General features: G+C 62.2%; 18 protein-coding genes. 10 read left to right on the forward strand and 8 right to left on the reverse strand.

All coding sequences use genetic code 11. From position 1 onward, the window contains the following. Window positions 1–13: 13 nt before the first annotated feature. The gene (locus NKH98_RS09775) at window positions 14–589 is read left to right on the forward strand and encodes a GNAT family N-acetyltransferase (RefSeq protein WP_352508837.1); all 576 of its coding nucleotides are present in this window, start codon (window positions 14–16) and stop codon (window positions 587–589) included. A 97-nt stretch (window positions 590–686) separates the two neighbouring features. After that, window positions 687–2,234: a hypothetical protein gene (locus NKH98_RS09780; protein ID WP_352897950.1), complete on the forward strand. Its 1,548-nt coding sequence runs from the start codon at window positions 687–689 to the stop codon at window positions 2,232–2,234. Window positions 2,235–2,418: 184 nt separating this feature from the next. On the opposite strand, the gene NKH98_RS09785 is transcribed toward NKH98_RS09780, so the two are convergent. Further along, the gene (locus tag NKH98_RS09785; protein WP_352448688.1) at window positions 2,419–2,718 is read right to left on the reverse strand and encodes a DUF3572 domain-containing protein; all 300 of its coding nucleotides are present in this window, start codon (window positions 2,716–2,718) and stop codon (window positions 2,419–2,421) included. Window positions 2,719–2,935: 217 nt separating this feature from the next. Between NKH98_RS09785 and NKH98_RS09790 the strand changes: the two genes are divergently transcribed. The 8 genes from NKH98_RS09790 (at window position 2,936) to NKH98_RS09825 (ending at window position 11,462) form a co-directional block, all read left to right on the forward strand. Then, window positions 2,936–3,307, forward strand: coding sequence for a response regulator (locus tag NKH98_RS09790; protein ID WP_006334976.1), 372 nt, complete (start codon window positions 2,936–2,938; stop codon window positions 3,305–3,307). A 33-nt stretch (window positions 3,308–3,340) separates the two neighbouring features. Then, window positions 3,341–4,714: a PleD family two-component system response regulator gene (locus NKH98_RS09795; protein WP_352897952.1), complete on the forward strand. Its 1,374-nt coding sequence runs from the start codon at window positions 3,341–3,343 to the stop codon at window positions 4,712–4,714. A 462-nt stretch (window positions 4,715–5,176) separates the two neighbouring features. Next, window positions 5,177–5,911 (forward strand): FadR/GntR family transcriptional regulator, encoded by a 735-nt coding sequence (locus tag NKH98_RS09800; RefSeq protein WP_352806885.1) that lies wholly within the window; start codon window positions 5,177–5,179, stop codon window positions 5,909–5,911. Beyond that, window positions 5,908–7,095: a PLP-dependent transferase gene (locus NKH98_RS09805; protein WP_352897955.1), complete on the forward strand. Its 1,188-nt coding sequence runs from the start codon at window positions 5,908–5,910 to the stop codon at window positions 7,093–7,095. Before NKH98_RS09800 ends, NKH98_RS09805 begins: the two co-directional genes overlap by 4 nt. Window positions 7,096–7,125: 30 nt before the next feature. Further along, a complete protein-coding gene (locus NKH98_RS09810) occupies window positions 7,126–8,403 on the forward strand; it encodes an ABC transporter substrate-binding protein (RefSeq protein ID WP_352897957.1) in 1,278 nt (425 codons plus the stop codon). A gap of 215 nt (window positions 8,404–8,618) precedes the next feature. After that, the gene (locus NKH98_RS09815) at window positions 8,619–9,542 is read left to right on the forward strand and encodes a carbohydrate ABC transporter permease (protein WP_254820141.1); all 924 of its coding nucleotides are present in this window, start codon (window positions 8,619–8,621) and stop codon (window positions 9,540–9,542) included. Continuing rightward, entirely contained in the window at window positions 9,542–10,390 is an 849-nt protein-coding gene (locus NKH98_RS09820; protein ID WP_352706594.1) for a carbohydrate ABC transporter permease, read from the forward strand. The genes NKH98_RS09815 and NKH98_RS09820 overlap by 1 nt, the downstream gene beginning before the upstream one ends. A gap of 4 nt (window positions 10,391–10,394) precedes the next feature. After that, a complete protein-coding gene (locus tag NKH98_RS09825) occupies window positions 10,395–11,462 on the forward strand; it encodes an ABC transporter ATP-binding protein (RefSeq protein ID WP_352897960.1) in 1,068 nt (355 codons plus the stop codon). A gap of 168 nt (window positions 11,463–11,630) precedes the next feature. Here NKH98_RS09825 and rpmG read toward each other — a convergent pair whose 3' ends face one another. From rpmG to topA, 7 genes are all read right to left on the reverse strand, one after another. Then, window positions 11,631–11,798 (reverse strand): 50S ribosomal protein L33, encoded by a 168-nt coding sequence (gene rpmG / locus NKH98_RS09830; RefSeq protein ID WP_006201775.1) that lies wholly within the window; start codon window positions 11,796–11,798, stop codon window positions 11,631–11,633. A gap of 119 nt (window positions 11,799–11,917) precedes the next feature. Beyond that, window positions 11,918–12,373, reverse strand: coding sequence for a YqfO family protein (locus NKH98_RS09835; protein ID WP_352650484.1), 456 nt, complete (start codon window positions 12,371–12,373; stop codon window positions 11,918–11,920). Between the two features lie 110 nt (window positions 12,374–12,483). Beyond that, window positions 12,484–13,659 carry an MFS transporter gene (locus tag NKH98_RS09840; RefSeq protein WP_254820145.1) on the reverse strand — a complete coding sequence of 392 codons (1,176 nt, stop codon included), beginning with the start codon at window positions 13,657–13,659 and terminating at the stop codon, window positions 12,484–12,486. Window positions 13,660–13,675: 16 nt separating this feature from the next. Further along, window positions 13,676–14,410 (reverse strand): NUDIX hydrolase, encoded by a 735-nt coding sequence (locus NKH98_RS09845; protein WP_352897961.1) that lies wholly within the window; start codon window positions 14,408–14,410, stop codon window positions 13,676–13,678. Between the two features lie 72 nt (window positions 14,411–14,482). Beyond that, window positions 14,483–14,935 carry a DUF983 domain-containing protein gene (locus NKH98_RS09850; RefSeq protein ID WP_352897963.1) on the reverse strand — a complete coding sequence of 151 codons (453 nt, stop codon included), beginning with the start codon at window positions 14,933–14,935 and terminating at the stop codon, window positions 14,483–14,485. Beyond that, complete coding sequence (gene rnr / locus NKH98_RS09855) at window positions 14,935–17,241, reverse strand: ribonuclease R (RefSeq protein ID WP_502894219.1); 2,307 nt, start codon at window positions 17,239–17,241, stop codon at window positions 14,935–14,937. Before rnr ends, NKH98_RS09850 begins: the two co-directional genes overlap by 1 nt. Before the next feature lie 6 nt (window positions 17,242–17,247). Beyond that, window positions 17,248–19,863 carry a type I DNA topoisomerase gene (gene topA, locus NKH98_RS09860; RefSeq protein ID WP_352897964.1) on the reverse strand — a complete coding sequence of 872 codons (2,616 nt, stop codon included), beginning with the start codon at window positions 19,861–19,863 and terminating at the stop codon, window positions 17,248–17,250. Between the last annotated feature and the right edge of the window lie 102 nt (window positions 19,864–19,965).

Raw genomic sequence — 19,965 nt, forward strand, 5'->3', positions numbered from 1 at the left:
CGGGAGAGAGCTCATGAATACGACCATAGCGCCGCTAGTGCCTGAGCTTTGGGCGGATTTCGAGGATCTTTTCGGCAAGCAGGGCGCCTGTTACGGCTGCTGGTGTACGCATTTCCGGTTAGCGCCTGCGGTGCGCCGCGCGAGCAATCGCGAGCGCAACAAGGACCACATCAAGGCGCGAATCGAGGCCGGGCCGCCGCCCGGCCTGTTGGCTTTCGAGGGTGGCCAGGCGGTCGGCTGGATGCAGATCGGCCCGCGTGCCGACGTGCCCGAATGGAACAACCAGGGCAGGGGGTCGGCGCCGATCGACCCCGCCGACGCCGCCGATCCGGGCGTCTGGGCGATCTCCTGCTTCTTCATCCGCACCAAGGCACGCGGCAGGGGCCTGTCGCACCGCCTGGTCCAAGGCGGCATCGAGTTCGCCCGCCAGAACGGCGCGCGCCTGATCGAGGCCTGCCCCATCGACCTGTCGAAGGATTCGCGGTCGATCGGGCTGTTCGTCGGCTCGTCGCGGGTCTTCGAAAAGGCCGGGTTCCAGCGGTTGGTCGAACGCAAGCCAGGCCGACCGCTGGTGCGGCTGGTGCTGTGACAGCCGCCGCAACATATAGACCTTGTCTTGCGGCTGCGATGGTATTTGCCTACCAGTGATAGAACGGCTTGAGGGCCGCGACTAAGTGAGGATCGACATGAAGCGCGTTTTGCCAGTTGTTTTACTTCTTGCCTGCAGCGCACCGGCCTTCGGCCAAGCGGTCGACAGGCAAGGCGCAAAGCAGCTTTCCGACGACCTGGCGCACTATATCGGCAAGAAGCCGTTCGACATCGGGTTCGTGAAAATTTCAGTCGACGGCGATGCCTACAAGCTCGCTTTCGACTTCAAGCCGGTCACGGATTTGATGGCAAAGCAGCAGGCCTTCAAGTTCGACGTCACGCCTTACTTCATCTTGGTCAAGCCACGCAAGGATGGACACTGGGACGTTTCGGCGGACGTGTCCCCGAAGGGGTCTATCGATTTCGTTGGCCCTGAGGGGGCGCAGCACATCGACTTCTCCGTGTCGGACAACAAGTTCACCGGAGTTTATGACCCTGACCTGGCCGCTTTCGCGAGCGCAACCGGTTCGATGGCTGGCATGACGATGACTACCCGAGAGCCTAAGCAGCAGGCGGATGTCACGGTCGGCGCTGGCACTGCCGCAATAGTTTCGACCAAGTCCGCAAATGGCGGCATCGATTTCACGGTGACGGAAAAAATAACGAACTTCGCCGAAACGATCAAAGTCAACGATCCCAAAAATGGGTTGAGTTTTCCGGCTGCTGTAAAAGCACCTGAACTTTCCGTGGACGCGACCGGCAAGGGTTTGCGGACAAAGCCGCTGCTCGACCTGCTTGCTTTCATCGTGGCGACTGATGATGCAGCCAAATTCAAGGCGGATGAGGCGGAGTTCAAATCGCTTCTGACGGCAGCACTGCCATTGTGGGAGCGGATCGACGGCACCTACGGCTTCAAGGACTTTGTGGTGGAGAGCCCGGTAGGCATGTTCGGTGCGACGCAACTGAAGACTGCCGTCGGCATGGACGGCATCGCCAAGGACGGCAAGATCAACTACGCGTTCAAGGTTTCCGGCCTGACAACGCCACAGCAGGTGCTGCCCAGCTGGAGCGTCGCGTTGCTGCCGACGGATATCGACCTCAACTTCGGCGGCACCAACATCGATCTGGACAGCATGGCGAAGAAAACCATCGAAACCCTTGATTTCAGCAAGGATCCACCGCTGCCGGCAGATTTCGGCAAGCAGATCTTCGCCGATTTCCTGGCCAAGACGCCAAAGGCCGTTCTCGGACACAGCACGATCAAGAACGGCAACATCGAGATTGCGATGGAAGGCGAAATTACGTTCCCCGGCAAGAAGCCCGAGGCGAGCATGACCATCGATGTCGCGGGCTATGACAAGATCGTGGAGGCCCTGCAGACGGCGGCTAAGACCGAACCGGAAGCGGCACAGCATTTTCCGTTCGCACTCGCCGTCAAAGGGTTCGGCAAGGCACTGCCGGATGGTCGACTGGAATGGATCATCAACGCCAAGGCAGACGGCTCGGTCACGGTCAACGGCGCCATGCTGAAGCCGGCCGATGCCGTTCAGGACAACCCCTTCATGGACCCAAGCGATGTTACCGTTCCGGATCATGGCTCGGGCGAGAATGACAATGGCGGGGCAGGGGCGAAGTTGAAACCCTAAATGCCGAGCTTGGAGCGGTTCATCGTTTCACGAAAGCGCCGATCCGCTCCATGTCTTTATTTTTGCGCAACTCCGGACGGAAAACCGTTTCACCCTTTTCCTGGAATTGCTCTCCACGCGGCTGGCGTCAAAGCCCGAGTGCACTCACGATTTTCGGCGCGGCGATCTGTCTCGGGATCGTCCCTTATATCGAATGCTCATGATTGTCGTCGCCGAGCGGCAGCGCCCGCAATGCCTTGCCGACTGCGGCGGGCGGCGTTCCGGTCTCCTCGGAAAAACGCATCAGCGTCGGCTCGTGGGCAAGGATGAACTGCAGCACGCCGGCCAGGAATCCCGGTTCACCCGCCGCCTGGCGGATGGAATGAGCTTCGATGCCGGTGATCGCCAGGAAGCGGGGCAGAAGTTCCGGATCGGCGGCGACGAAGCCCAGCGCCTTTACGGCAATGGTTTCCGCTTCCTCGCGCATTGACGCTGCGTTTGCCATCGCTACCTTCCTTCGTGGGCGGAATCGTTCTGTTTTCGCAGTAGTGGCAAGTGTCGCCGGCAGCAAGCTCGCCGACCTGGAATCCGAACGCTTTTAGGGCGGCCGGTTTCCGTTTCGTCAATCATATTGCCGTATAGTGGGAACAGGTTTGGTGCGTGCCGACAAGGGGCGCATGACGGCACCCTTCGAGTGGAAGGTCAGCCGGGACGGGAAATCGATGCCAAAGAAGGTTATGATCGTCGAAGACAACGAGCTCAACATGAAGCTCTTTCGCGACCTCATCGAAGCGAGCGGCTACGAGACGGTGCGCACACGTAACGGCCTCGAAGCGCTGGATCTGGCGCGGCAGCACAGGCCGGACCTCATCCTGATGGACATCCAGCTGCCGGAAGTATCGGGCCTCGAGGTCACCAAATGGCTGAAGGAGGACGATGATCTCCACGTCATCCCGGTCATTGCGGTCACCGCCTTCGCCATGAAGGGGGACGAGGAGCGCATTCGCCAGGGCGGCTGCGAGGCATATATCTCCAAGCCGATCTCGGTGCCGCGTTTCATCGAAACCATCAAATCCTACCTGGGCGATGCCTGATGTATCTTTCCAGCCGAGCCGGAGCTTTGTGAAATGACCGCGCGGATCCTCGTCGTCGACGACATCCCAGCCAATGTCAGGCTGCTGGAGGTTCGGCTGCTCGCCGAATATTTCGAGGTTCTGACCGCCACCAACGGGCCGGACGCGATCGAGATCTGCGAGAACGGCAAGGTCGATGTCGTGCTGCTCGACGTGATGATGCCCGACATGGACGGGTTCGAGGTCTGCCGGCGGCTGAAGGGCGACCCGGCGACATCGCACATCCCGATCGTGATGATCACCGCGCTCGACCAGGTTTCGGACCGGGTGCGCGGCCTCGAGGCCGGCGCCGACGATTTTTTGACCAAGCCGGTCAACGATCTGCAGTTGATGACGCGCGTCAAGAGCCTGGTCAGGCTGAAGTCGCTCACCGACGAGCTGCGGCTGCGCGCCTCGACGACCCGCAATATCGGCATCGAGGAGCTTTTGAGCCGCAACTTCGCTACCGATGAGGCGGTGCCGAAGGTGCTGCTGGTCGACGAGCGCAAATCCTCGTTCGAGCGCATCCAGAAGATGCTGCGCGGCAGTGCCGCTCTCGACGTCGCCAACGATCCGCATGCCGGCTTCTTCCAGGCCGCCGAGCTGCCCTACGAATGCGTGATGATCTCGACGGCCTTCGCCGATTTCGACCCGCTGAGGCTCTGCTCGCAATTGCGCTCGCTTGATCGCACCCGTTTCCTGCCGATCATCCTTCTGGCGGACGAGGGCGAGGAGGGGCGTATCATCCGCGGCCTCGAACTCGGCATCAACGATTATCTGATGCGGCCGATCGACCAGCAGGAGCTGACGGCGCGGCTGCGCACGCAGGTGCGCCGCAAGCGCTACAACGACCAGCTTCGCGCCAGTGTCACCCAGACCATAGAGATGGCGGTGACCGATGCACTGACCGGCCTGCACAACCGCCGCTATCTGGACAGCCATCTGCAGACGCTGTTCGACCGCGCCGTAGCACGGCGCCGGCCGCTGTCGGTGATGATCACCGATCTGGATCGCTTCAAGACCATCAACGACGCGTACGGCCATGACGGCGGCGACGACGTGCTGCGCGAATTCGCGCGGCGGCTGCGCAAGAATGTGCGCGGCATCGATCTAGCCTGCCGCTTCGGTGGCGAGGAGTTCGTTGTGGTGATGCCGGACACGGACGGCGCGGTAGCCGAAAAGGTAGCCGAACGCATTCGCGCCGAAATCGCCCAACTGCCGTTTGCCGTTGGCAGCGAGGGCAAAGCGATCGAAGTCACCGTCAGCGTCGGCGTGTCGTCGGTGCTGAAAGGCATGGACACGGTCGCGGCGCTGATGAAACGCGCCGACCTTGCGCTCTATGAGGCCAAGAGCGGCGGCCGCAATCGGGTCGTCGCCAAGGCGGCGTAGCACCATAGACGAATTAGTCAGACAACCCGACAAGGTTACGAATTTACCTTAATCCAAGCGAGTTGCGAGGCTTGGTTAAGAAACTGTTGATTTTCATAAGTTGTTGCGCAAATGTGCAGCCCTTAGACGTAACCGGCACGAGGCTAGATCGCCGGTTCGACCCAAAGAATACCCCATGATGCTCAGGTCCGCCGCATCTCCTGGCTCCGTGGGGTCGGCTGGCCGGCGCTGGCACATAGTGGCCTCCTCGTACCGCTGCCAAACGCCGGCCGGCCCCCAATTTTCAAAACACATCAGGATTCTGCGCCAAGACCCGGAAAACGCTTTGGTTTTGTTGCGACAGCGACAGCGCCCTTTGAAATTGCCGGCTGGGCAGAGCGTATGCGCCCGCAGTCGGTTGACAGGGCCTGTCTTCTATGCAGAAATTGGTTGGACCATTGAGCCATTTGGTGACCCGTTGGCATGACCGAATTCGGTCTTTCCCCCATACAGGCAACTGCTCGCGACGACGCGGTGCTGAAGGCGCTGGCCGGCTTTGTAATGCGGGAAGCTCTCGGGCCCGGCCAGAGACTGCCGACCGAACGCATACTGGCCGAGCGCCTCAAGGTGAGCCGCAACACCGTGCGCGAGGCGCTGACGCGCTGGGAAGGGCTCGGCCTGGTCGAACGGCGGCAAGGCAGCGGCACCTATCTCAAGGGAGTGGTCTCGCTGGACATGCTGCACATGCCGCTGACGCTGGCCGGCGGCAATGATTTCACAAGCCTGATGCAGACGCTGGAAATCCGCCGGGCACTGGAAGCGGAAGCCGCTGCCCTGTGCGCCGTTCGCGCGGACCAGGCCGAGATCGCCGAGATCGGGCGCAAGCTCGACACTATGGAGCAGGCCTTCCACATGCGCGCCGGGATGTCGGCGGAGGAGGACTGGGAATTCCACCAGTCGATCTACCGCAGTTCCGGCAATCCGCTCTTCGAGCAGATCATCGCCGCAATGCACGAACTGTTCCACCGTTTCTGGGAACATCCGCTCGGCGTGCGTGATTTCGGCCACGCCAGCTTTCCTTACCACCGCACCATCTACGAACGCATTGCCGCGCACGATCCGGAGGGGGCCCGGGCCGAGGCGCTCAAGCTGATCGCCACCGTCGAGGACGATCTGAAGCGCGGCGCGGCCAAACTCGAACTTTCAGGCCAGAAATGAGCGATCATCCCGCCGGTTTCGAAAACGACTATCTCGCCGAGGCGGCGACGCTTCTCGCCCATGACGAACCTTTCCCCGGCGGTGCCGTGGTGCCGCCGATCTACCAGACTTCGCTCTTCACCTTCTCCAATTATTCGGAGATGGCCGATACATTCGCCGGCAGGCGACGCCAGCCGATCTATTCGCGCGGCGACAACCCGACGGTCATGGAGTTCGAGGCGCGTGTCGCCGCTCTCGAAGGCGCGGAGGCCGCGCGCGGCTTTTCCAGCGGCATGGCGGCGATCAGCGCCACGGTGCTTGCTTTCGTCGGTGCCGGCGAGCGCATGGTTGTCGTGCGCAATTGCTACGGCGATGCCTACCGGCTGTTCGAAGGGCTTTTGCCACGGCTCAACATCAAGGTCGACTATGTCGACGGTTCCGATCCGGACGCGGTCGCCGCGGCACTCCCCGGCGCCAAGCTGCTCTACCTGGAAAGCCCGACGTCGATGATGTTCGAGCTCCAGGACATAACCCACCTGGCGCGGCTGGCCAAAGAGCAGGGCATCGTCACCACGATCGACAATTCCTGGGCGACGCCGGTGTTCCAGAAGCCGATTTCGCACGGGGTCGACCTGGTGCTGCATTCGGCCTCGAAATACCTCGGCGGCCACAGCGATACCGTCGCCGGTGTGGTGGCCGGTTCGGCTGCCCATATCCGACATATCAACGAGCAGACCTATTCCTACCTCGGCGGCAAACTTTCGCCTTTCGAGGCCTGGCTGTTGCTGCGCGGGCTGCGCACATTGCCGCTGCGGTTGCCGCATCACATGAAGAGCGGGCTGACCATCGCCGAACGGCTGAAAGCGCATGGCCATGTCGAGCGGGTCAACCACCCGGCCTATTCCAACCATCCGGGCAAGGCGACGCTTGCCGGCTATGCCGGGCTGTTCTCATTCGAGGTGACGGAAGACGTCGACATCCCGGCTTTCGTCGATGCGCTGAAACTCTTTCGCATCGGCGTCAGCTGGGGCGGCCATGAGAGCCTGGTCGTTCCAGCAAAGGCCTCGCTCGAGCAGACGCCGGGCCTGAATTCGATGGCGCGCTTCGGCGTCAGCCCGCGAACCATCCGGTTCAGTGTCGGATTGGAAAGTGTCGAAGGCCTGTGGGCTGACGTTGCCCAGGCGTTCGACAAAGCAAAAAGATAAATGGAGCCGTTCAAAATGGGAGTGCTGAACATGAAAAAACTGAGCATCCTTCTTGGTGCCGTCGCAGGTCTGGCGATTTCCGCCGGCAGCGTGCTGGCCGATTCCACGGTCAAGATGGTCGAGGTCATCACCAGCCCGCCGCGTACCGAATTCCTCAAGAAGCAGATCGCCGAGTTCGAGGCGGCCAATCCGGGTGTCAAGGTCGAGCTGGTATCGCTGCCCTGGGGCCAGGCGTTCGAGAAGTTCCTTACCATGGTGCAGGCCGGCGACACGCCCGACATCGTCGAGATGCCGGAACGCTGGATGGGCCTCTATGCGACCAACGGCCAGCTCGAGGATCTCGGGCCATACATGGCCAAATGGGACGATGCCAAAACGCTGGGCGAGCGTGCCAAGCAGTTCGGCTCGACGGTCGACAGCAAGCAGTACATGATCCCTTACGGCTATTACCTGAACGCGCTGTTCTGGAACAAGAAGCTGTTCAAGGAGGCCGGTCTGGACGGTCCGCCGGCGACGCTCGATGAATTCGTCGAGGACTCCAAAAAAATCTCGGCAATACCGGGCAAATACGGCTACTGCCTGCGCGGCGGCCCTGGCGCCTTCAACGGGATGCACATGTTCATGAACATTGCCGCGGGCAAGGGCGGCTATTTCAACGAGGACGGCACCTCGACCATCAACGAGGAAGGCTCGGTCAAGGGCCTGCAGATGCTCGCCGACATGTACAAGAACGGCCTGGCGCCGAAGGACGCGGTGAGCTGGGGTTTTAACGAGACCGTCACCGGGTTCTATAGCGGCACCTGCGCCATGCTGAACCAAGATCCCGACGCGCTGCTCGGCATCGCCGACAAGATGAGCGCCGACGACTTCGCCGTGGCGCCGATGCCAGTCGGGCCGAGCGGCAAATCCTATCCGACGCTCGGTTATGCCGGCTGGGCGATGTTCGCCAATTCCCAGCACAAGGACGATGCCTGGAAGCTGATGGCAACGCTTTTGTCGCCCAAGGACAATCTGGAATGGGCAAAGGAAGTCGGCGTCATTCCAATCCACAACGGCGCCGACCAGGACGCTCACTTCAGGACCGAGCAGTTCAAAGGCTGGTTCGAGGAACTGAACAACGGCGACAAATACGAGATGGTGACGCCTCCGACGCATCTGGAAAATCTCGGCAATTTCGTCGACCAGGTGGCGATCAAGAATTTTCAGGAAGTGCTGCTTGGTCAGAAGGCGGCAAAGGACGTGGCCGACGAATGGGCCAAGTTCCTGACCAAGGAACAGCAGGACTGGATGGCCAAGAACAAGAGATAGCTTTCCTCCCTTCTCCCCGTTCACGCGGAGAAGGTGTCAAAAAGTGACAGATGAGGGGCGGCGCCAACCCGTCGTGGCTCGTGTTGCCTCTCATCTGCCTGCCCGTCCTCCGCAGCAGCTGCGCTGCAGCGGCGGAGGGTGGACCGGCATCTCCCCGTAAACGGGAGAGGCGCTGTCGCCAGCCCATGCTTGCCCCAGGAGACGATCCAGCACCCATGACCTACGCCGTGTCCGAAATACGATCCGTCGGCAGGCCGCGAAAAAAGCGGCTATCCCATGCCGCAATCGAGCCCTGGCTCTATCTCAGCCCGGCGATCGTGCTGCTGGTCGTTGTGCTGCTGGTGCCGCTGGTTATCGGTATCGGTTACTCGTTCCGCAAATTCTCCGCTTTCAAATCCGAATATGTCGGACTTGGGCAGTATCAGGCGATGCTGTCGGATCCCGTGCTCGGGCAGGCGCTCGTCAACACGCTGTGGTGGACGGCAGCCAGCCTGTTCTTCCAGTTCTTCCTCGGCCTTGGCCTGGCGCTGCTGCTAGACACGCCGTTCCGGGGCAGAAAGATCGTGCAGGCGGTGGTGTTCCTGCCCTGGGCGGTACCGTCCTTCCTCTCGGGCCTGACCTGGGCCTGGCTGTTCAACCCGATCATCGGGCCGCTGCCGCATTGGCTCTACGCCTCGGGGCTGAAGACCGAGCCAACCAACGTGCTCTCCGATCCCTCGACAGCCATGTGGGGACCGATCGTCGCCAATGTCTGGTTCGGCATTCCCTTTTTTGCCATCACGCTTTTGGCGGCGTTGAAGTCGATCCCGTCAGAACTGCATGAGGCGGCGGCCATCGACGGCGCCTCGCCGTGGCAACGCTTTACCAAGGTGACGCTGCCGTTCCTGGCGCCGACCATCGTCATTACCGTCATGCTGCGCACGATATGGATCGCCACCTTCGCCGACCTGATCTTCGTCATGACCGAAGGCGGGCCTGCCGGTTCGACGGCCACGGTGCCGGTCTACATCTACGTCAGCGCGTTCAAGTCGCTAGACAAGGGCTATGCCTCCGCTGTGGCGGTGCTGCTGCTCGTGCTGCTCATCGTCTATGCGGTTGCGCTGATCGGCATCCGCCGTTCGCTGGTAAGGCACGTCTGATGATTGCCGGACGCTCCGTCTCCTCGCGCGTTCTCGGCGGCATCGGCCTTTACGGCGCGATCGGCGCCTATATGGCCTTCGCGCTGTTCCCGATCTTCTGGACGTTGAAGATCTCGGTCACGCCGGAGCGGCTGCTCTATTCCGAAGGCATCACTTTCTGGCCGTCGCAAACGACGCTGCAGAACTTCGTCACCGTGCTCGAAGCCACCGATTTTCCGCGCTATTTCCTAAACAGCGTTATCGTTTCGGTGTCGACGGCCGCCTTCGTAACGGTCATTGCCACGCTTGCCGGCTACGCCATGTCGCGTTTTTCGTTCCGCGGCAAGGCGACCCTGGCCATCCTGCTTTTGCTCACCCAGACTTTCCCGCTGGTGATGGTCATTCCGCCGATCTACCGCATCATGGGGCAGATCGGTCTCATCAACAGCCTGACCGGCCTCGTCATCATCTACACCGCCTTCAATACAGCCTTTGCAACCTTCCTGATGCAGTCGTTCTTCGACGGCATCCCGCGAGACCTGGAAGAGGCAGCGATGATCGACGGCTGCACGCGCCTGCAGGCGATGCGCAAGGTGATCGTGCCGCTGACGCTGCCCGGCATGGGGGCGACGCTTGGTTTCGTCTTTACCGCCGCGTGGAGCGAGTTGCTGTTTGCGCTGATGCTGATTTCCAGCGACGACCAGAAGACTTTCGCGGTCGGCTTGCTCACCTATATCGGCAAATTCGCGGTCGACTGGGGACAAATGATGGCGGCTTCCATCCTGGCGCTGATCCCCGTCTGCGTCTTCTTTGCCTTCCTGCAACGTTACCTCGTCACCGGCCTTACCGCCGGCGCCGTCAAGGGATAGATCGATGGCCTCCGTCACACTCGACAAAGTCCGCAAAGACTATGGAGCCGTGCGCGTCCTGCATGCGGTCGATCTCGAAATCGCCGACGGCGAGTTCGTGGTCCTGGTCGGCCCGTCCGGCTGCGGGAAATCGACCCTGCTGCGCATGATCGCCGGGCTGGAGGAGGTCTCCGGCGGCGAGATCCATATTGGCGAGCGCCTGGTTAACGACATCGCGCCAAAGGACCGCGACATCGCCATGGTGTTTCAGTCATACGCGCTCTATCCGCATATGGACGTGTCGAAGAACATGGGCTTCAGCCTGATGCTGAGGAAGGCCGGCAAGCCAGCCATCGAAGCAAGGGTGGACGCCGCCGCCAAGCGGCTCGGGCTCGATGCCCTTCTGCAACGCCTGCCGCGGCAATTGTCCGGCGGCCAGCGCCAGCGCGTCGCCATGGGACGGGCCATCGTGCGTGACCCGAAGGTTTTTCTCTTCGACGAGCCGCTTTCGAACCTCGACGCCAAGCTGCGCGTCCACATGCGTGCCGAGATAAAGGCGCTGCACCAGCAATTGAAGACCACTTCGGTCTATGTCACCCATGACCAGACCGAAGCGATGACAATGGCCGACCGTATCGTCGTCATGCATGACGGCCTCGTCCAGCAGGTCGGCGCGCCGCTGGATCTGTACGACCGGCCGGTCAACATGTTCGTCGCCGGGTTCATCGGCTCGCCCGGCATGAATTTTCTGCCTGCCGTGGTTGAAAAGGGCGCCGGGCCGGATGCCATCCTGGCCGACGGCCAGAAGCTGAGGCTGCCCGACGGCCTGCCGCTCAGGGATGGCGATGCGATCACCGTAGGCTTGCGGCCCGAGCATATCCGGCTCGTCGACAATGGCGCGCTGAAAGGCGAGGTGGGCGTGGTGGAGCCGCTCGGCTTGTCGACCCAGTTCTATACCAGGCTTGCCGGCCAGCAGGTCTGCGTGTTTGCCATGGGCCGGGCCAGCGTGAAACCGGGTGAGGGTGTGCGCCTGTCGGCTGATCCGGCGTCGCTGCATCTGTTCGATCCGGCAAGCGGCGATCGCATCGACTAGGGCGGTTCCGGTTCTCTTGGAACCGGTAACTCGCTCTAACTATCTGTTTTGCTGCATTTATGCGAACGCCAAATGATTCCATTTGGCTGCAAAATGCTCTAGTCCTGAATTCCCGAAACGAAAAACGCCGCCCGGAGGCGGCGTTTCAGTACTGCGAGAGAAACCCGATTACTTGATCTTGGTTTCCTTGAATTCGACGTGCTTCTTGGCGACCGGGTCGTATTTGCGGAACGACAGCTTGTCCGTCTTGGTGCGGCTGTTCTTGCTGGTTACGTAGAAGAAACCGGTGTCGGCGGTCGACAGAAGCTTGATCTTGATGTTTGCGGCTTTGGCCATGATGTTCGTCCGTTAATGTTCGTGGAGTTTTGGCCGCTGGAGCACGGGAAACACCCGGACGCGGGAAACTTGCCGCGACACATAAAGAACGCGCCCGGAAAGTCAACCCTTGTCCAGGTTCATGCGTCTTCCGTGACTGGCAACACCTTCTTCCAATCGCCCGTCGTGTTCCACCAGCGGTTCGGGTTGGCGCGGTCGTCGAGACCCTTGGAGCGGCTGGCAAGCAGTGGCTGAATGCGGATCACCGGCTCCTGATAGCTGTGAACCTGGTAAATCGCTTCGACGACGCGAGCGGCGAGCTTCTGGTCATCTGGCAGTTCGAACGACACCTCGACAGTCCCAGGCCGCCTGCGCAATTCCGTCTCGGCGCCGGCGGCGGCACCTTCAAGCGGCCGGTAGCGTTCGATGCCGTCCGCCGACTGAAAGGCATTGCTGTCATATTTGCCCATTCTGAGCGGCGCGATCGCGACCACCGCTTCCATGATGCGATCGACATCAGCTGCCGGTGCCTGAAAGGTCACCAGCAGCAGCAATTCCATCCGCAGCGATTTCGTTTCAAAGCCACTATCGATCATCCGAGGTCTCCCTGCTTATGCACTTTGGAGGAGCATATACTCGAGCCCTCCTGACATGGTTGTGTCAGTAGTTGGTCAGCAGTGGGAGCGATGTCGGCAGCTGGGCCGACTCAGAGGATTTTGCGGAGCAGCCTGGTGCCGACCAGCACGATATAGCAGGCGAAGAACAGGCCGAGCGCCCAACCGAAGCCCGACGGTCCGAAAGCGTCCATGCCGATGCCGATCGCCTGCGGGCCAAGCACCATGCCGACGCCGTAACAGAGCACGAAAGCGGCGTTGGCGGAGGCCAATTCATGGCCGGAAAGCTGTGAGCCGAGATGCGCCAGGCCGATTGTGTACATAGCAGCGACCACACCGCCCCAGACGAACAGAAGCGCTGCCATCAAATGCCAGTTCTGCGCGAAGAACGGCATGAAGATTGTGCCGGCAAGCCCGACGGTGGCACAGGCCATAAGCAAATAGCGGCGGTCGCTGACGCGGTCGCTGATCATGCCGATCGGGATCTGAAGCAGCACGTTGCCGAGGCCGATCATGGTGAGCAAAAGGGCTGCGTCCGCCTCTGAGTAGCCGATGCGGCTACCATAGACGGGGAACAGCGCAAAGCCGCCGGTCTCGACCGCGCCGAACACCAGCACGGCGGCGGTCGCCGTCGGCACCAGCCAGATATAACGCAGGAAATTGCTGGTTTCGCCGTCCGAGACGATCGTCGGGCTCTCGTTGCGTGCCGCCAGCACCGGTATGGCAGCCAGCGTAACCAGCGCGATGGTGACGCCGAAAGGGAGGAAACCGCTGCTGCCAAGGTGGGCGAACAGCCAAGGCCCGGCGGCAAAGCCGAGAGACAGCACGGTGGCATAGATGCCGAGGACCAGTCCGCGCCGGTGTGGTGGCGCCGAGGTGCTGATCCAGAATTCCGACAGGATGAACAGCACCGTCAGCGCGATATGCAGCAGGACCCGCAGCGGAAACCACATCCAGAAAGCTGGCGCGAAATGGAAACCGACAAAGGCCAGCGCTCCGGCCGCAATCATGGCAAGCATTGTCCAGGCGACCCCGAACCGCATGGCAAGCGGAGTGGCGAGCGGTGCGCCGGCGATCGAGGCGAGGCCGGCGACCGCGGTGTTGAGGCCGATCATCGACGCGGAGTGGCCGCGCGTTTCAAGAATCACGCTGAGCAGCGGCATGCCGAGGCCGATGGCAATGCCGACGACGCTGATCGACGAGATCGCCGCGACCATCGGCAGCCAGTGTACGCGTTCCTTGCCCTGCGGCTGGATGTCGACTGTCATGGAATGCCTGGCTGCTCTAGAGAATTTCGCGGACGAAGCGATTGCGGACAAGCCGGTAGAACGGCACGCGACCGCCGGGGCTCAGCAGCGGATCCTGGGCGAGGCGGGTTTCCAGTCCCTCCAGGACCGTGCGCGTGATGTCTGGGATATCTGCTTGCCTGGCCTTGGCCAGCGGCAGCCAAACGACGTCCTCCAATTCGTTGGTCGGACCGCCATCCGGCAGTTCCACGGCGACATCGTCGCGCCATGCGGCGAGAAAGCGCGTATCGAACCGGCGCACCCGGTTGGGCGGGGTGATGGCGCGTGCGACGAAGCGCAGCGCTTGCAGTGATGGGATGACGCGGTGCTCGACAAAGCCCTGCCAGTCGCGCTTGGCGGTTGCGAAGACCCCTTTTTGGCCGATCAGCAGGCCAGCCTCCTCATAGGTTTCGCGGATTGCCGACAGGGCAATGGCGCGGGCGCGGGCCGGGCTGGTGCGGCCGATGCCAGCGGTCAATCTCGCTTCTTCGTCGGGATGAAGTGCGGTGGCTGTCGGGATGTGGCTGTCGGCCGGATCGGTGCGGCCGCCCGGAAACACGAATTTTCCCGGCATGAAGGCATGATGGGCGTGGCGGCGGCCCATCAGCACCAGGATCTCGTCGCCCTTGCCGTCGAGCAGGATCAGCGTCGCGGCGTCGCGCGGGCGTATAGGCTTGGCGTCGAGCGCGACCCGCTCAACCTTGTCGACTTCCGCCTTGGTCACAACGTCCATGCGCTCGACCTAGCGGAATCTTCTCTGATGCGAAAGTGGCGTCCAGCCATGCCGATTGCGCCAGCCTCGGTTTCAAGCCTCGGGATGCGACTCGATCAGATCTTCGTCACCGCCAAAGCCGTGCATATAAAACGCCCATTGCAAGCCGATGACAGCGCCCTTGACTGGCTGCAGCAGGACGACGGCGAGAATGATGGTCAATGGCACCCAGATGGCGATGTGCTGCCAGGTCGACAGCGTCGAGGTCGCCTCGACACCCATGAAAGCGCCAAGCACGATGTGGCCGACAATGACCACCACAAGATAGGCCGGCAGGTCGTCGGCGCGATGGTGGTGGAGCTCCTCGCCGCAACGATCGCATTTGTCGACGGTCTTGACGAAGGCGCGAAACAGCTTGCCCTCGCCGCAATGCGGGCAGCGGCCGAGCATGCCGCGCTTCATTGCCGTCCATAGCGGCCGGGCGGTCCGGCCCGAGTGATGTTCGCCGCCGAAAACCCGTTCTTCCACCTGCAGTTCTGTTGGCATTACCGTCTCCTGCCGCGGGAGCCTGGACGCGATTGCGACGCCCGGGCGCGGCCTTTGGCCTTGTGGAACGACCGTTTGGAGCCGGGCAGCGGCTTTGGCTCGGTCAGCATCTCGAAACGCATCGCGCCGGCCATCGGCGCCACCTCGATCAGGCGAACCTCGACGCGATCAGCAAGCTGATAGCCCTTGCCGGTGCGTTCTCCGAAAAGCGATCGAGCAGTTTCGTCGTATAAATAGTAGTCGCCGCCCAGGGTTGAAACCGGAATGAAGCCATCCGCGCCATACTGCGGCAATTGGACAAACAGGCCCGATTTGGTGACGCCCGAGATACGGGCGTCGAAACGGTCGTCGATGCGCTCGGCGAGATAGGCGGCGATCAGCCGGTCGACCGTGTCGCGCTCGGCCGCCATCGCGCGCCGCTCGGTCGCCGAAATCAGCGCCGAGACCTCTTCCAGCCGCTCCGCCTCGTCCTGCGTCAGGCCCCCCGGACCAAGGCCGAGTGCGGCAATCAGCCCGCGATGCACGATCAGGTCGGCATAGCGACGGATCGGCGAGGTGAAATGCGCGTAGCGCTTCAGGTTGAGGCCGAAATGGCCGATATTGGCGGGCGAATATTCGGCCTGGCTTTGCGAGCGCAGCACCACTTCGTTGACCAGTCCCTCATTGTCGGCGCCGCGCACACGAGCGAGGATGCCGTTGAACTGGTTCGGCCGCATCTGCGCGCCGCGCGCCAACGACAGGCCTAGCGTCTGCAGGAATTCACGCAGCGATTCCTGCTTGGCAAGCGAAGGCGCATCGTGGATGCGGTAGACCAGCGCCTGCCGCTTCGCCTCGAGTGTCTCGGCGGCGGCGACATTGGCCTGGATCATGAACTCTTCGATCAGCTTGTGCGCGTCGAGCCGCTCCGGCACGACGACCTTGTCGACGGTGCCGTCCTGCTTGAGCAGGATCTTGCGCTCGGGCAGATCGAGTTCAAGCGGCTGGCGCGTGTCGCGGCCGCGCTTCAGGATCCCGTAGGCGTCCCATAGCGGCTTCAGCACCGCATCGAGGATCGGGCCAGTCGTGTCGTCCGGTGCGCCGTCGATCGCCGCTTGCGCCTGCTGATAGGCGAGTTTCGCCGCCGACTTCATCATGACGCGATGGAACGAGTGTCTGAGTTTGTGGCCATCGGCCGAGAAAGTCATCCGCACCGCTATCGCCGGACGATCCTGGCCCTCGCGCAGTGAACAGAGGTCGTTCGAGATGCGCTCCGGCAGCATCGGCACGACGCGGTCGGGGAAATAGACAGAATTGCCGCGCTTCAGCGCTTCGCGATCGAGCGCCGTGCCATAGCGCACGTATGCAGCGACATCGGCAATGGCGACGGTGACAACCACGCCGCCGGCGTTCTTCTCGTCGGTGTCGGGCATGGCGAACACCGCGTCATCATGATCCTTGGCGTCGGCCGGATCGATGGTGAGCAGCGGCAGCTCGCGCCAATCCTCGCGGCCGGCAAGCGTCGCCGGCTTGACCGCCTCCGCCTCGGCGATGACGTCGGCGGGAAAAATATGCGGAATGTCGTGTGCATGAATGGCGATCATCGAGACCGCCTTTTCGCTGGTCAGCGAGCCCAACACCGCTAGAACCTTGGCTCTCGGCAGCCCGTAGCGGGAGGCCCGCGCCGGCTCGACCTCGACCAGGTCGCCGTTCTTGGCGCCGTTCTGGAATTCCTTGTCGACGACCAGCTCGGGCTGGCGCCTTTCCACCGGCTCGATGCGGAACGTGCCGTCCTTCAGCACGCGAAAAACGCCGAGAACCGCATCGGTGCGCTTCTCGAATATCTTCATAACCCGGCCGGTATAGGCGGGGCCTGCCGGGTCGTCGGTCGGAAAGGTCTTGGCCAGCACGCGGTCGCCGATACCAGGCGTCGGCCCATTGCCGCCGCGCGACACGCGGATCGCTATGACCGCCGGTTCGCCATTGCCGATCGCTTCGGTCGGGTGCGCCAGCAGCACACCGTCGGCGTCACGGCCGAAGATGTCGAGCACCGCGACGTGGGGCAGGGCGCCGACACGGGCGAGCCGCTTGCGCTCCTTGGTCAGCAGGCCTTCATCCTGCAGGTCGCGCAAGACGTCCTTCAGCCAGATACGGTCTTCGCCGCGTAGCGCAAACGCCTTGGCGATGTCGCGTTTTCCGGCGCGGTCCGGATTTTCGGCGATGTAACGCAGTATCTCGTCGCGTGACGGCCGGTAATTGTCCCTGACCTTGGCGCGGGTATCGGCGGTGCGCAGATCGCCGTGGCTTCTTCCGGAGACTTTGCGCGCCAACCCGTCCTATCCCTTTTTCCTGGCCGCCGGTTTTTTGGCTGCAGCTGGTTTCTTGGCAGGCGCGGCCGCTTTGCGGAAGGGCTTCCTGGCGCCATTGCCGCCCTTAGCTTCCTTTTCCGCAATGAGCGCCACGGCATCGTCGATCGTCACCGATTGCGGATCCTTGCCCTTCGGCAGCGTCGCATTGACCTTGCCGAAATTCACATAAGGGCCGTATTTGCCGTCGCGCACGACGATCTTGCCGCCGCCGGAAGGATGCTCGCCAAGTTCCTTGAGCGCAGCGGCTGTGCCGCCATTGCGGCCGCCTTTGCCCTTCAATTGCTTCTCGGCGATCACCGAGACGGCGCGATTGAGGCCGATCGAGAACACGTCCTCGATGCTGTCGAGATTGGCGTAGGTGCCGTCATGCAGCACGAACGGCCCGTAGCGCCCCAGCCCGGCCGAAATCATCTTGCCGGATTCCGGATGCCTGCCGACGTCGCGCGGTAGCGACAACAAGGCGAGCGCCTTTTCATGATCGATCGAATCGGCAGTCCAGCCCTTGGGCAGGCTGGAGCGCTTGGCATCCTTACCGTCGCCGCGCTGGATATAGGGGCCGAACCGGCCATTGCGCAGCGTGATCTCCTCGGCGGTATAGGGGTCCTTGCCGAGCAATTTGGTGCCGTCTTCGCCACCGCCGTTCTCGCCATTGGGATTGGCGGCGTCGCCAAGCTGGCGGGTAAAGGAGCATTCGGGATAGTTCGAACAGCCGACGAAGGCGCCGAACTTGCCGAGCTTCAGCGACAGGTTGCCGGTGCCGCATTTCGGACAGATGCGCGGGTTCGAACCGTCTTCGCGCGCGGGAAACACCAGCGGCGCCAGTTCCTCGTTCAACGCATCGAGGACGTCGGTGACCCGCAGCTCCTTGATGTCGGCGACGGCGCCGGAAAAATCCTTCCAGAAATCGCGCAGCACGTCCTTCCAGGCGAGCTTGCCGTCGGAGATTTCATCGAGTTTCTCCTCGAGCGAAGCGGTGAAGTCGTACTCGACATAACGCTCGAAGAAGCTTTCGAGGAAGGCTGACAATAGCCGGCCCTTGGCCTGTGGCACCAGCTTGCGCTTGTCGATAGTGACGTAATCGCGATCCTCGAGCGTCTTCAGGATCGCCGTATAAGTCGACGGCCGGCCGATGCCCAGCTCTTCCAGCTTCTTGATCAGCGAAGCTTCCGAATAACGCGGCGGCGGCTCGGTGGTGTGCTGGGTGGCGTTGATCGCCTCGCGTGTGAGCTGCTCGCCGGCACGGATCTCGGGCAGGCGGCGGCTTTCCTCGTCTTCCGAATCTTCTTCCTTTTGCTCGATGTAGGCAGCAAGGAAGCCGTCGAAGCGAACAACGGAGCCGACAGCACGAAGCTCGGCGGTACGCGAACCGTTGATGGCCTCGATCTCGACCGTGGTGCGCTCTATCTCGGCCGGCTGCATCTGGCTGGCGATGGCGCGTTTCCAGATCATCTCGTAAAGCCGCGCTTGGTCGGCGTCGAGATACTGCCTGACGGAAGCCGGCGTGCGCATGAAATCGGTCGGACGGATCGCTTCGTGCGCCTCCTGGGCATTCTTGGCCTTGGCGGAATAGTAGCGCGCCTTTTCAGGCAGGTATTTGGCACCGAATTCCTTGGTGATCGCATCGCGTGCGGCAGAGATCGCCTCCGGTGCCATCTGCACGCCGTCGGTCCGCATATAGGTGATCAGGCCGGTGGTCTCACCGCCGATCTCCATGCCCTCATAGAGCCGCTGCGCCACCTGCATGGTGCGGTTGGCCGAAAAGCCGAGACCCGACGAGGCTGCCTGCTGCAGCGTCGAGGTGGTGAAGGGCGGCCCGGGATTGCGCTTGGTCGGCTTGGCTTCGACCGACGCCGCCTTGAAGCTGGCGCCTTCGAGCATCGCCTTGATGTCGTCGGCCTGCGCCTTGTTGGAAATGTCGAGCTTTTGCAGCTTCTTGCGTTCGAAGGTGGTCAGCCGCGCCTCGAAATTTTCCTTGCGCGGCGTGCCGAGAATGGCGGCGACCTGCCAGTATTCCTCGCGGACGAAGCGCTCGATCTCGGATTCGCGGTCGCAGACCAGACGCAGCGCCACCGACTGGACACGGCCGGCGGACCGGGCGCCGGGCAGCTTGCGCCACAGCACGGGCGACAGCGTGAAGCCGACCAGATAGTCGAGCGCACGGCGGGCGAGATAGGCATCGACCAGCGGCGCATCGATCTGGCGCGGATTGGCCATCGCCTCCAGCACCGACGCCTTGGTAATGGCGTTGAAGACGACGCGGCTGACCGGCTTGTCCTTCAACGCGCGCTTTTGCTTCAGCACTTCCAGGACATGCCAGGAGATCGCTTCGCCCTCGCGGTCCGGATCGGTGGCGAGGATCAGCCCGTCGGCGTCCTTGACCGCCTTGGCGATATCGGCGAGACGCTTTCCAGACGCGGTGTCGACGGCCCAGGACATGGCAAAGTCCTCATCCGGACGCACCGAGCCATCCTTGGCCGGCAGATCGCGGACATGGCCGAACGAAGCCAGAACCTTGTAGTTCTTGCCGAGGTACTTGTTGATTGTCTTCGCCTTGGCCGGCGATTCGACGACGACGACGTCCATACGGTCTCATATCAGTTGTGATGCGGCAGAAGAATTCCGCTGCGCGCGACGAAATCTCGTTCAATGTGTCGCTCACATGGCCGCGCTTTTGCATCCGGTCAA

It is taken from the genome of Mesorhizobium sp. M0833, assembly GCF_040319905.1.
Taxonomy (GTDB): Bacteria; Pseudomonadota; Alphaproteobacteria; order Rhizobiales; family Rhizobiaceae; genus Mesorhizobium.

Excerpts from the sequence above, each read along its gene's own strand:
- NKH98_RS09815 (WP_254820141.1), top strand. The coding sequence starts at position 8,619 with ATGACCTACGCCGTGTCCGAAATACGATCCGTCGGCAGGCCGCGAAAA.
- NKH98_RS09835 (WP_352650484.1), bottom strand. The coding sequence starts at position 12,373 with ATGATCGATAGTGGCTTTGAAACGAAATCGCTGCGGATGGAATTGCTG.
- NKH98_RS09810 (WP_352897957.1), top strand. The coding sequence starts at position 7,126 with ATGAAAAAACTGAGCATCCTTCTTGGTGCCGTCGCAGGTCTGGCGATT.
- NKH98_RS09775 (WP_352508837.1), top strand. The coding sequence starts at position 14 with ATGAATACGACCATAGCGCCGCTAGTGCCTGAGCTTTGGGCGGATTTC.
- NKH98_RS09845 (WP_352897961.1), bottom strand. The coding sequence starts at position 14,410 with ATGGACGTTGTGACCAAGGCGGAAGTCGACAAGGTTGAGCGGGTCGCG.
- topA (WP_352897964.1), bottom strand. The coding sequence starts at position 19,863 with ATGGACGTCGTCGTCGTCGAATCGCCGGCCAAGGCGAAGACAATCAAC.
- NKH98_RS09820 (WP_352706594.1), top strand. The coding sequence starts at position 9,542 with ATGATTGCCGGACGCTCCGTCTCCTCGCGCGTTCTCGGCGGCATCGGC.
- NKH98_RS09840 (WP_254820145.1), bottom strand. The coding sequence starts at position 13,659 with ATGACAGTCGACATCCAGCCGCAGGGCAAGGAACGCGTACACTGGCTG.
- NKH98_RS09790 (WP_006334976.1), top strand. The coding sequence starts at position 2,936 with ATGCCAAAGAAGGTTATGATCGTCGAAGACAACGAGCTCAACATGAAG.
- NKH98_RS09850 (WP_352897963.1), bottom strand. The coding sequence starts at position 14,935 with ATGCCAACAGAACTGCAGGTGGAAGAACGGGTTTTCGGCGGCGAACAT.
- NKH98_RS09805 (WP_352897955.1), top strand. The coding sequence starts at position 5,908 with ATGAGCGATCATCCCGCCGGTTTCGAAAACGACTATCTCGCCGAGGCG.
- NKH98_RS09825 (WP_352897960.1), top strand. The coding sequence starts at position 10,395 with ATGGCCTCCGTCACACTCGACAAAGTCCGCAAAGACTATGGAGCCGTG.
- NKH98_RS09780 (WP_352897950.1), top strand. The coding sequence starts at position 687 with ATGAAGCGCGTTTTGCCAGTTGTTTTACTTCTTGCCTGCAGCGCACCG.
- NKH98_RS09800 (WP_352806885.1), top strand. The coding sequence starts at position 5,177 with ATGACCGAATTCGGTCTTTCCCCCATACAGGCAACTGCTCGCGACGAC.
- NKH98_RS09785 (WP_352448688.1), bottom strand. The coding sequence starts at position 2,718 with ATGGCAAACGCAGCGTCAATGCGCGAGGAAGCGGAAACCATTGCCGTA.
- NKH98_RS09795 (WP_352897952.1), top strand. The coding sequence starts at position 3,341 with ATGACCGCGCGGATCCTCGTCGTCGACGACATCCCAGCCAATGTCAGG.
- rpmG (WP_006201775.1), bottom strand. The coding sequence starts at position 11,798 with ATGGCCAAAGCCGCAAACATCAAGATCAAGCTTCTGTCGACCGCCGAC.